The sequence below is a fragment of the Pseudonocardia xinjiangensis genome, assembly GCF_012911925.1.
Classification (GTDB): Bacteria; Actinomycetota; Actinomycetes; order Mycobacteriales; family Pseudonocardiaceae; genus Pseudonocardia; species Pseudonocardia xinjiangensis.
Genome location: NZ_JAAXKY010000090.1, coordinates 18,378 through 30,382, shown reverse-complemented (window position 1 = coordinate 30,382; position 12,005 = coordinate 18,378). Strand labels below are relative to the sequence as shown.

General features: G+C 75.4%; 6 protein-coding genes. 4 read left to right on the top strand and 2 right to left on the bottom strand.

The window, feature by feature from the left end; translation table 11 throughout:
- Positions 1–299: 299 nt before the first annotated feature.
- On the bottom strand, positions 300–1,928 hold the full coding sequence (pgm, locus tag HF577_RS24060) for a phosphoglucomutase (alpha-D-glucose-1,6-bisphosphate-dependent) (protein WP_169398210.1): 1,629 nt from the start codon (positions 1,926–1,928) through the stop codon (positions 300–302).
- A 233-nt stretch (positions 1,929–2,161) separates the two neighbouring features.
- On the opposite strand from pgm, the gene HF577_RS24055 reads away from it, so the two are divergent.
- Positions 2,162–2,614 carry a calcium-binding protein gene (locus tag HF577_RS24055; protein WP_169398209.1) on the top strand — a complete coding sequence of 151 codons (453 nt, stop codon included), beginning with the start codon at positions 2,162–2,164 and terminating at the stop codon, positions 2,612–2,614.
- Between the two features lie 130 nt (positions 2,615–2,744).
- Here HF577_RS24055 and HF577_RS24050 read toward each other — a convergent pair whose 3' ends face one another.
- Positions 2,745–3,125, bottom strand: a complete 381-nt coding sequence (locus HF577_RS24050) for a hypothetical protein (RefSeq protein WP_169398208.1) — start codon at positions 3,123–3,125, stop codon at positions 2,745–2,747.
- A gap of 185 nt (positions 3,126–3,310) precedes the next feature.
- Between HF577_RS24050 and recC the strand changes: the two genes are divergently transcribed.
- Genes recC through recD form a run of 3 tightly spaced genes read left to right on the top strand, consistent with a single transcriptional unit; the run spans position 3,311 to position 11,881 of the window.
- Positions 3,311–6,646 (top strand): exodeoxyribonuclease V subunit gamma, encoded by a 3,336-nt coding sequence (gene recC, locus HF577_RS24045; protein ID WP_312859339.1) that lies wholly within the window; start codon positions 3,311–3,313, stop codon positions 6,644–6,646.
- Positions 6,647–6,653: 7 nt separating this feature from the next.
- Positions 6,654–10,019 (top strand): UvrD-helicase domain-containing protein, encoded by a 3,366-nt coding sequence (locus HF577_RS24040; protein ID WP_169398207.1) that lies wholly within the window; start codon positions 6,654–6,656, stop codon positions 10,017–10,019.
- Positions 10,016–11,881, top strand: a complete 1,866-nt coding sequence (gene recD / locus HF577_RS24035) for an exodeoxyribonuclease V subunit alpha (RefSeq protein ID WP_169398194.1) — start codon at positions 10,016–10,018, stop codon at positions 11,879–11,881. Before HF577_RS24040 ends, recD begins: the two co-directional genes overlap by 4 nt.
- The last annotated feature ends 124 nt before the right edge of the window (positions 11,882–12,005 follow it).

Sequence of the window (12,005 nt, the reverse complement as noted above, 5' to 3'; positions counted from 1 at the left end):
CCCGTTTCCCGCGCGCGAGTCGCCCGTTTTAGCCGCGCGAGTCGCCCGAATCACGCGCGCGAGTCGCCCGATTCGGCCGCGTGAGTCGCCGCAGCGGAACGCGCAAACCCGCCCAGACGCGTCCTCGCAGAGCCACCGTGCTCCTCGCAGGGCCCACAGCATCTGCGACGAGCCCACCCGCCCTGCGAGGACGCCCGACCAGCCACGTGATGGCCGCCCCACGGTTCAGGAAAGCCACTTTCAGGGCCGGAGAGTTCCGGAAAGTGGCTTTCCTGAACCTGCCATGGACCTGCAGCGGGTCAGGCGCGCAGGGCCGCGTCCACCACCTCGCGGGCCTCGTCCTGGATGCGGGTGAGGTGGTCGGGGCCGCGGAAGCTCTCGGCGTAGACCTTGTAGACGTCCTCCGTGCCCGACGGGCGGGCGGCGAACCAGCCACCCTCGGTGACGACCTTGAGGCCGCCCAGGGGGGCGCCGTTGCCGGGCGCGGCGGTGAGGCGCTCGGTGATGGGGTCGCCCGCCAGTTCGGTGGCCGTGACGTCGTCGGCCGAGAGCTTGCCCAGCTTCGCCTTGGACTCCGGGTCGGTGGCGACGTCGATGCGGGCGTAGGCGGGCTCGCCGAACTTCTCGGTCAGCGTGCGGTAGCGCTCGCTCGGCGTCTCGCCGGTGACGGCGGCGATCTCCGAGGCGAGCAGCGCGAGGATGATCCCGTCCTTGTCGGTGGTCCACACGGAGCCGTCGGTGCGCAGGAACGACGCGCCCGCGCTCTCCTCGCCCCCGAAGCCGATCGTGCCGTCGAGCAGGCCGGGCACGAACCACTTGAACCCGACGGGGGTCTCCACCAGCTTCCGGCCGAGGTCGGCGGCCACCCGGTCGATCATCGACGAGCTGACGGCCGTCTTGCCGACGCCGGCGTCGGGCGACCAGCCGGGCCGGTAGCCGTAGAGGTAGCCGATGGCGACGGCGAGGAAGTGGTTGGGGTTCATCAGCCCGTCGGCGGTGACGATGCCGTGCCGGTCGGAGTCGGCGTCGTTGCCGGTGGCGATCCGGAAGTCGCCGCGCCGCTCCACGAGCGAGGCCATCGCGTAGGGCGACGAGCAGTCCATCCGGATCTTGCCGTCCCAGTCCAGCGTCATGAAGCCGAACTGCGGGTCCACAGCCGGGTTGACGACGGTGAGGTCCAGTCCGTAACGCTCCGCGATCGCGCCCCAGTAGGCGACGCTGGCGCCGCCGAGCGGGTCGGCGCCGATCCGGATGCCGGCGTCCCGGATGGCGTCGAGGTTCAGCACCGACGGCAGGTCGGCGACGTACTCGCCGAGGAAGTCGTAACGCCCGAGTCCCTGGCGGTCGATCGGACGGCGCGCCACCCCGGCCAGCTTCGCCTCGAGCAGTTCGTTGGCGCGTTCGGCGATCCAGCTCGTGGCGTCGGTGTCGGCCGGGCCCCCGTTCGGCGGGTTGTACTTGAAGCCGCCGTCGGCAGGCGGGTTGTGCGACGGGGTGACGACGACGCCGTCGGCCAGTCCGCTCACGCGGGCCCGGTTGTGGGTGAGGATCGCGTGCGAGACGGCGGGGGTCGGGGTGAAGGCGTCGTCACCGTCGGCGAGGACGTGCACCCCGTTGGCCTGGAACACCTCGATGGCGGTGATCCACGCCGGCTCCGACAGCGCGTGCGTGTCGCGGCCGATGAACAGCGGCCCTTCCGTGCCGTGAGCGGCGCGGTACTCGCAGATCGCCTGGCTGGTGGCGGCGATGTGGTCGTCGTTGAAGGTGGTGCGCAGCGACGAACCGCGGTGTCCCGACGTCCCGAAGGCCACCCGCTCGCCCGCCACGCCGGGGTCGGGGTGGCGGTCGTGGTAGGCGGCCAGCAGCGCGTCGACATCGACGAGATCGCCCGCCTGGGCGGGGGTTCCGGCGCGCGGATCGGACGACATGAGTGCTCCTGCGGTACGGGCGGCGGGGTCGGGGACACCATGCCATTGCGGAGGGGGTCACTGCAGGACGCGTGGGCGATGGTCACGGTGAGCGAGCAGTTACCCGATCCGGGCCTCTTGTCCGGAGCGCCCGTATCCGGTCGTGTCGGCGCCGCGTTGGGCGTGACAGCGGGTACAGCGACCGTCACAGTCAGTGTGGACGGCGTTCCGCTCGAATCTTGAGGGAAGGCATCATGCGCGTTCGCACGACCGCCGCCGCAATTGTTCTCGCCGCGGCCTCCTCGTTGACCTTCGCGGGCCTCGCGCACGCTCAGCCCGGCGACAACGACTGTGGCAACTACTCCTCGCAGGAAGAGGCCCAGACCGCGTTCGACGACGCGGCGGGCGACGACAACGTCGACGACCTCACCAACCTCGACGAGGACAACGACGGCAACGCCTGCGACGACTTCGACTTCGCCGCGAACGACGACAACAACGACGACAACAACGCCGCGGACGACACGACCACCGCGGCCCCGGCTCCTGCTCCGCAGGTGGCTGCCGCACCCGCGGGCGGCGTGGACACCGGCGACGGTTCCACGGACGACATGCTCCCCGGCCTCCTGGTCCTCAGCGGTCTGACGACCCTGGGTGCCGGTGCCGGCGCGCTTGCCCTGCGGCGTTCGGCTCGCCGGTCCGACTGATCGGTCCGCACGGACGGCGACGGCTCCCCGGGCCGTCGCTGGGTAAGGCGCCCACCTCGGCGGAGTGCGACCGCTGAAGCCCGTGCCCCGCTCGGGGCACGGGCAGCTGGGCGGAGGACCGGCAGCCGCGTCAGGCCGAGAGAGGCGAGCGCTGCTGGGGGATGCGCAGGTGCAGGGGGGCACCGGCGCGCACCGTGGTGTCGGTGGTGAGGTGGTAGTGACCGCCCCGCGACCGCCCGCAGCGGTAGGACCTCAGCAGCCGGGCACCGAGCGACTCGAGCTCACGTGCCGCCGCCTCCGCGGCCTCGCGGGTGGGGTAGATGACCTTCCCGTCGGTACCGCGGCTCTGGCGGGGCAGCGCGTGGCCTTCGATCTCGGCGCGGCTGGGTGTGCAGAAGATGGGGCGCCCGCCCTTGGTCAGCCGGGCGTGGCGGTGCAGGACCTCGCCGCGGGCCTGATCACGGACGCCGCGCTGCTCCGGGACCTCCGGTCCGGTGGTCGCGTCGCTCATGTCAGGGGCCCTCCTGCACGTCGCCGGTCGGAAGATCGCGAGGCACAGCTTCCCGTGTACGGGGCGGTAGCGGGATACCACCATCGTGTCCTTTTCTCGGAAGAGTTCACTGTGGGTCACGCCTGCCGCCCCCCGTCGGGAGTGTCCGACCGGCGTCCTACCTTTGTCCCGCACGAGGGAGGGGGGTGGGATCAGTGGTGCTGCACGTGCACCGGGCCGAGCGGGCCGACGCACTGGCCGGGGCGCTCGGTGAGCTCCTCGCCCACCCGCCGGAGGATCCGTTCACGGCTGAGGTCGTCGCGGTGCCCGCCAAGGGCATCGAGCGCTGGCTGGCGCAGCAGCTGTCGCACCGGCTGGGCGCCGCCGCCGGCCGCGGTGACGGCGTGTGTGCTGGTGTCGCGTTCCCCTCCCCCACCGCCATGATCGCCGCAGCGGTCGGCGGTGCCACCGGGGTCGACCCCCGGGACGACCCGTGGCGCCCCGAGCGGGCGGTGTGGCCGTTGCTCGAGGTCATCGACGAGAGCGCGGGCGAGCCGTGGTGCGCCCCCTTGGGCGTCCACATCGGGGTTCGTGACGGCGACGCGCGACGCAGCCGCCGGCATGCCACCGCCCGCCACCTCGCGGAGCTGTTCGCGTCCTACGCCGCGGCCCGTCCCGACATGCTCGAGGGCTGGCGGGCGGGCGGCGGCGTCCCGGGCGACCGCGCCGCCGACCTGGCCTGGCAGCCCGAGCTGTGGCGGCGGCTGCGCGAGCGGATCGGGGTGCCGGGGCCCGCCGAGCGGCTCGGCGCCGCCTGCGCGGCCCTGCGTGGGGATCCCGCGGCGGCCGATCTGCCGCCGCGGCTGTCCCTGTTCGGCCCCACCCGGCTGCCTGCCGAGCACCTCGCCGTGCTCGGGGCGCTGGCGGAGCACCGCGAGGTGCACCTGTGGCTGCCCCACCCCTCCCCTGCGCTCTGGGCCGGCGTCGAGCCGCTCCGCCGCGTCCCGCAGCGGCGCGCCGACCCCACCGCGAGCCTGCCGCGCCATCCGCTGCTGTCCTCGCTCGGGCGCGACGTCCGGGAGCTGCAGGTCCGGCTGGCCGCGGCGGCCCCGTCCCTCGTCGACCACCACCACCCGCTGCCGGACCCCCCTGCCACGCTGCTGGGCAGGCTGCAGCACGACCTGCGCCAGGACCGGCCGCCCACGGGCGAGAGCCCACCGCGGCCGGACGACCGCAGCGTGCAGGTCCACTCCTGCCACGGCCCCGACCGTCAGGTCGAGGTCCTGCGCGAGGTCGTGCTGGGGCTGCTGGAGGCCGACGCCACGCTCGAACCCCGCGACGTGCTGGTCATGTGCCCCGACATCGAGACGTTCGCGCCGTTGATCTCCGCGAGCTTCGGCCTGGGCGACCGGGAGGCGCCGGGCGCCGAGACCCACCCCGGCCAGCAGCTGCAGGTGCGGCTGGCCGACCGCGCGCTGCGTCAGGTCAACCCGCTGCTCGACACGGTCGCGCAGCTGCTCGAGCTGGCCGACGCCCGGCTCAGCGCGTCGCAGCTGCTCGACCTGCTGGGCTCCACCCCGGTGCGCCGCCGGTTCCGGCTCGACGACACCGACCTCGACAGGTTGCGCGAGCTCGTCGTCCGGTCCGGGGTGCGGTGGGGCCTCGACGCGCCTCACCGCGCTCCGTTCCACCTCGACGGGTTCCCGCAGAACACCTGGTCAGCCGGCCTGGACCGGCTGCTGCTGGGGGTCGCCATGGCGGGCGGCTCCGGGGAGCAGGAGTGGCTCGGCACCGCGCTGCCCATGGAGGAGGTCGACTCGGGCGACGTCGAGCGGATCGGACGGCTCGCGGAGTTCGTCGACCGGCTCTCCACGGTCCTGTCCCGGCTGGCGGGCGAGCACACCCTCGACGAGTGGGTGGCCGCGCTGGTCAGCGGCCTCGACGCGCTCACCGACACCACCGCCACCGATGCGTGGCAGGCCGCGCAGGCCCGCGGCGAGCTGGCCGACGCCGCCCGCGCGGCCGGCCCGCACGCCGCCGCCGTCCCGCTCGGGCTGGCCGACGTGCGGGGGCTACTCGGGGAGCAGCTGCGCGGGCGTCCCACCCGCGCCAACTTCCGCACCGGCACGCTCACCGTGGCCACGTTGGTGCCGATGCGGTCGGTGCCGCACCGGGTGGTGTGCCTGCTCGGGCTCGACGACGGGGTGTTCCCGCGGGCCGGTGTGCCCGACGGCGACGACGTACTGGCCCGCGACCCGCTCGTCGGGGAGCGCGACCCCCGCAGCGAGGACCGTCAGCTGCTGCTCGACGCGATCTGCGCGGCCACCGAGCATCTCGTCGTCGTGCACTCCGGGGCCGACGAGCGCACCGGCGCGCGCCGCCCACCGGCGGTGCCGCTCGGGGAGCTGCTCGACGCGATCGAGGCCACGGCCGGGGCCGGCGCCCGGGAGCACGTCGTGGTGCGCCATCCGCTGCAGCCGTTCGACGCCCGCAACTTCACCGCGGCCGCGCTGGCCGCGCCCGGGCCCTTCAGCTTCGACCGTGCCGAGCTGGCCGGGGCGCGCGCCGCCGCCGGGCCGAAGTCGTCGGCCCGGCCGTTCGTCACGGGGCCGCTCCCGCCCGTCGAGCGGCCGGTGGTCACGCTGGACGAGCTGGTCACGTTCCTCGAGCACCCGGTCAAGGAGTTCCTCCGCCAGCGGGTCGGCCTGTCGCTCTTCGCCGGCGAGGACGACCCGTCCGACGCGCTGCCGGTGGATCTCGACGGGCTGGCCACCTGGGCGATCGGCAACCGGCTGCTGCACGACCGGCTCGCCGGCCACGACCTGGACCACTGCAGGCAGGCCGAGTGGCGACGCGGCGAGCTGCCGCCGGGCGCGCTGGGCGACGCCGTGCTCACCCGCGTGCTCGACGACGTCGAACCGCTGGTCGCGGCAGCAGCCCCGCTCCGGGTGGGCGAGGCGCAGGACCGGGACGTCGACGTCTCGCTGCCGGGCGGCATCCGCGTGGTGGGCACCCTCGGCGGTCTCCACGGCACGGTGCTGCTGCGCGTCGAGTTCTCCCGGTTGGCGCCGAAGCAGCGGATCCGGGCGTGGGTCCGGCTGCTGGCGCTCACCGCGTCCACAGCGGAGCCGTGGACGGCCGTCACGATCGGCCGGGGCACCCGGTTCGGGTTGTCCAGGGCGAGCGCGGGGCCGCTCGATCCCGCGCAGGCCACCGACGTGCTCGCCGAGCTGGTCGAGCTGCACCGGGCCGGGCTGCGGGAGCCGCTGCCGCTGCCCACGGTGGCGGGCCACACCTACGCCACCGTGCGGCGCGGGGGGGCCGACGCCGCTGCGGCGCTCGAGGAGGCGCTGCGCAAGTGGACCAGCGGCGCGGGCGCCGAGCAGGCCGACGACGCACACGTGCGGGTCTGGGGGCGCGCCCCGGGGCCCGGCGTGCTCACCGCCCCCGGCGGACCGGGCAGCGAGCCCACCCGGTTCGGTGCGCTCGCCATGCGGTTGTGGGCCCCCTTGCTGACGGCGGAGGACGTGGTTCGGCTGTGAGACGACCATGACGACGACCATCGGCTGCACCCCGGTGCTCGCTCCGGCCTCGTTCGACGTCTGTGGCGCGCTGCCCACCGGCACCACGGTCCTGGAGGCGAGTGCGGGCACCGGCAAGACCTTCACCATCGCCGCGCTCGCCGCCCGCTACGTCGCGGAGGGCCACGCCACGCTGCCCGAGCTGATGCTCGTGACGTTCGGCCGGGAGGCCAGCCAGGAGCTGCGGGAACGGGTGCGGGAGCGGCTCGTGTCGGCCGAGCGCGGGTTGGCAGAGCCCGCCGCGGCGCGCGGCGGCGACGACGAGGTGCTCCGGCTGCTCGCCGACGCGCCCGACGCCGAGGTGGCCGTGCGCCGAGGGCGGCTCGCCGGTGCGCTCACCCAGTTCGACGCCGCCACGATCGCCACCACCCACCAGTTCTGCCAGCAGATGCTCGCCGGGCTCGGCGTCGCGGGCGACGGCGACCCGGACGCCGTCTTCGCCGAGTCGATCGACGATCTGGTCACCGAGGTGGTCGACGACTTCTACGTGCGCAAGTACGGCGCCCACGGCGCGGGCACGCCGGCCTTCAGCCGGTCGGAGGCCCTCGCGCTGGCCCGCCGGGCCGTGCACGACGGGCAGGCCCGGCTCGAACCGGTCGACGCCGCCCCGGGGAGCACGGCACAGGTGCGGCACCGGTTCGCGGTGGCGGTGCGCAGCGAGGTGGCGCGCCGCAAGCGCGCCCGGCGCATCTACACCTACGACGACATGCTCACCCGGCTCGCCGACGCGCTGGCCGACCAGTCCCGCGGGGCCCCGCAGCGGTTGCGCGACCGCTACCGGGTCGTGCTGGTCGACGAGTTCCAGGACACCGACCCCGTCCAGTGGGACATCCTGCAGCGGGCCTTCCACGGCCACACCACGCTGGTGCTGATCGGCGACCCGAAGCAGGCGATCTACGCCTTCCGCGGCGCCGACGTCGTCAGCTACCTCGACGCCACCGAGAGCGCGCGCCGGCACGCCACGCTGGCGCGCAACTGGCGCAGCGACGCGCCGCTGCTCGCCGCGCTCGACACCGTGTTCGCTGGCGCCGCGCTCGGCGACCGGCGGATCACGGTGCACCCGGTCGAGGCCGCGCACCGGGGGCAGCGGTTGGCCGGCGCACCGGTCGACACGCCCTTCCGGCTCCGGGTGGTGGCGCGCGCCGGGCTGCCCAAGGCACCCAAGCGCGACCTCGCCGTCGTCGCCCCGGCGCGCGACCTCGTGGCGGGCGACGCGGCGGCCGACATCGCCGCGCTGCTGGCGAGCCCCGCCCACGTCGAGGGCCGTCCGGTGCTGCCGGGGGACGTCGCGGTGCTGGTGCGCACCAACGACCAGGGCGCGCGGATCCGCGAGACCCTGGCCGCCGTCGGCGTGCCTGCGGTGCTCTCGGGCAGCGCCAGCGTGTTCGGCACGCCGATCGCCGCCGAGTGGCTCACGCTCCTCGAGGCGCTGGAGCAGCCGCGGGCGTTCCGGGCCCGCGCCGCGGCGCTCACCTGCTTCCTGGGCCACACGGTCGAGGAGCTGTGCGGCCCCGCGGCCGACGACCTGCTCGACGCGCTCGGCGGCACCCTCCGGGCCTGGGCCACGGTGCTGCACGACCGCGGCGTCGCGGCCCTGCTGGAGGCGGTCACCACGGCCACCGCGCTGCCCCGGCGGCTGCTGGCCACGTCCGACGGGGAGCGGCGGCTCACCGACCTGCGCCACATCGCGCAGGCACTGCACGCGGCGGCCGTGGCCGAGCACCTCGGCCCGGCGGCGCTCACCGACTGGCTCCGCCACCGGATCGCCGACGCCGCGGAGGACGTCGGCGCCGAGCGCAGCAGGCGGCTGGAGTCCGACGCGGCGGCGGTGCAGATCATCACCATCCACCGCAGCAAGGGCCTGGAGTTCCCGATCGTCTACGTGCCCTTCGGGTGGGACCGCAACGTCCGCGACCCCGACGTGCCCCTGCTGCACGACGACTCCGGCGCCCGCGTCCTCGACGTCGGCGGGGAGACCGGCGACGGCTGGAAGGAGCGCTGCGCCAAGCACCGCGCCGAGGAGGCGGGCGAGGACCTGCGGCTGCTCTACGTCGCGCTCACCCGGGCACGCTGCCAGGTGGTCACGTGGTGGGTGCCGGCCACCACCACGGCCACGTCCCCGCTGCACCGGCTGCTGATCGGACGTCCCGGCCCCGGCACCGAGCCCGCGGAGGCGTACCGGGTCCCGCCGGACGCGGCCGCGCTGGCGGCGCTGCGCGAGCTGGCGTGCGCCGAGATCGCTGTCGAGGAGGTCGGGCTGCGACCCGTTCCCGGCTTCACCGCGCCCGCATCGGCGCCGGGTGAGCTGCGGGCCGCCGAGTTCCGGCGGCTGCTCGACACCGCGTGGCGACGCACCTCCTACAGCGCGCTCACCGCCACGGCGGGCCACGGCCCCGGCGTGGGCAGCGAGCCGGAGGAGCCGGGCACCGACGACGAGGGGGACATCGAGGACGGCGTCGGCCTCGATGCCGACCCGGCCGGGGACGCCCTCCCGGGCGGCGTGGTGCCGTCACCGATGGCCGAGCTCCCCGTCGGCGCCGGTTTCGGCACCCTCGTGCACGCGATCTTCGAGGCGGCCGACCTCACCGCGGCCGACCTCCCGGCCGAGCTCGCCGTCCACGCCCACGAGCAGCTCGCGCGGCACCCGGCCCCCGGCGTCGACGCCGACGCGCTCGCCGCGGCGCTCCTGCCCGCGGCGCGCACGCCGCTCGGGCCGCTCGCCGGAGGGCTGCGGCTGGCCGACATCGCCCCGCGCCACCAGCTCGCGGAGCTCGACTTCGAGCTGCCCCTCGCCGGTGGCGACGGTCCGGGGGCGGCCGTTCCGCTCGCCGCCGTGGCACCGCTGCTGCGCCGCCACCTGCCCGCCGACGATCCGCTGGTGCGCTACCCGGACGTGCTCGCCGAGCTTCCCGAGCAGCAGCTGCGCGGCTACCTCACCGGCAGCATCGACGCCGTGCTCCGGCTCCCGGGCGACCGGTTCGCGGTGGTCGACTACAAGACCAACTGGCTCGGCCCGGTCGGGCCCGACGGACCGGCACCGCTCACCTCGGCCCACTACACGCCGGCCCGTCTCGCCGACGCGATGATCGCCGCCCAGTACCCGTTGCAGGCACTGCTGTACTCGGTCGCCCTGCACCGGTACCTGCGCTGGCGCCTGCCGGCCTACGGCCCGGAGCGCCACCTCGGCGGCGTGCTGTACCTGTTCGTGCGCGGCATGTGCGGCCCCGACACCCCCGTGGTCGACGGCGTCCCGTGCGGGGTGTTCAGCTGGCAGCCGCCCGCCGCGCTGGTGGTGGAGCTCTCCGCACTGCTCGACGGGGCGGTGGCATCGTGACCGCCCCTGCGGGAGCCACGGCCGTCGGCCCGGCGGTCGATCCCGGCGACGTCCGGCTGGCCCGCACGGCCACCGGCCTGCTCGCCACGTTCAACGCCGCCGGCGTGCTCGACCCGGCCGACGTCCACGTCGCCACCCGGGTCGGCCGGCTCGGCGGCGAAGCGCGCGAGGAGGTCCTGCTCGCGGTGGCGCTGGCCGTGCGCGCGGTACGGCTTGGGTCGGTGTGCGTCGACCTGGCCGACGTCAGCCGCACGGTGCTCGGCGAGGGCGACGAGCTCGTCGACGTCTCCGCACTGCCCTGGCCCGAGCCCCACGGCTGGCTCGCGGCGTGCACGTCGGGCCCGCTCGTGGCCGACGGGGCGCACGCACCGGCGGGCAGCCCGTTGCGCGTGGTGGACGGGCTGCTCTACCTCGACCGCTACTGGCGGGAGGAGGAGCAGGTGCGGTGCTCGCTGGCCGAACGGGCGGCCACGGCTCCGCCGCAGGTGGATCTGCCCCGGCTGGGCGCGGGGCTCGACCGGCTCTTCCCGGCGGCCGGGTCGGAGCGGCAGCGGCTCGCGGCAGCGGTCAGTGCGCTGCGCCGGGTCACCGTGCTGGCCGGTGGCCCCGGCACCGGCAAGACCACCACCGTCGCGCGCCTGCTGGCGTTGCTGCACGACCAGCCGGGCCCCGCGCCTCGCGTCGCGCTGGCCGCGCCCACCGGCAAGGCGGCGGCCCGCCTGCAGGAGGCGGTGGCTGCGGAGCTGCCGGAGCAGCTGCGGGCCCGCGTGCCGGAGGCGGCCACCCTCCACCGGCTGCTCGGGTGGCGGCCGGGCACCCGCCGCTTCCGCTACGACCGCACCCAACGCCTGCCGTTCGACGTGGTGGTGGTCGACGAGACGTCGATGGTGTCGCTGACGATGATGGCGCGGCTGCTGGAGGCCGTCCGGCCGCAGGCCCGCCTGGTGCTGGTGGGCGACCCCGACCAGCTCGCGTCCGTCGAGGCCGGTGCGGTGCTGGGTGATCTCGCCCGCGCTCCGGGCCGGGCCGAGCCCGCGCTCGACGCGGCGCTCCACGAGCTCGGCCTGACCGGGGGTGTGGTCAACGGGGTGGTCACGCTGCAGCACGTCTGGCGGTTCGGCGGCACGATCGCCGAGTTCGCCAGGGCGGTGCAGGCGGGCGACGCCGACACGGCGGTCGGCCTGCTGCGCAGCGGGCAGCCCGACCTCGCCTTCGCCTCGGAGCCCGAGTCGGTCCGGGCCGACGTCGTGCAGGCCGGGCGGGAGCTCGCCCGGGCGGCCGCCGCGGGCGAGGTCGAGGCCGCGCTCGCCGCGCTCGAACAGCACCGGGTGCTGTGCGCCCACCGCCAGGGGCCGTACGGCGTGGCCCGGTGGACCGGCGAGATCGAGCGGTGGCTCGGCGCGCCGCCCACCGCGCTCGGGTCGCGCGCCGGCCTCCCCCGCGGCGCCGCGCCGGCCGGGCCCTGGTACCCCGGGCGCCCCGTCCTGGTCACCGCCAACGACTACGAGACCGGCCTCTTCAACGGCGACACCGGCGTCGTCGTGGACCGCCCCGAGGGCCTGCGGGTGGCCTTCGCGCGCGGCGGCCCGCCCACACTGCATCCGCCGTCGAGGCTGGCGGAGGTGGCCACGGTGCACGCCATGACCGTCCATCGCGGTCAGGGCAGCCAGTTCCGGCGGGTGACGGTGGTACTGCCGCCCGCCGAGTCGCCGCTGCTCACCCGCGAGCTGCTCTACACCGCCGTCACCAGGGCGCGGGAGTTCGTGCGGGTCGTCGGCACGGAGGAGGCTGTGCGCGCCGCGGTGCAGCGCCCGGTGGGGCGGGCGAGTGGGCTGCGCCTGCGGTTGGGGCTGGAAAACTGATCGTCGTCACATTTCGGGATTTTGTGAACCGGCGAGAGGATGCTCACCACCCCGCGCCTCCCGGGTGACGTTGTTCATAATCACTTATCGCCGTTCCCGAATACGCTCCAGTGATCGACGAGTC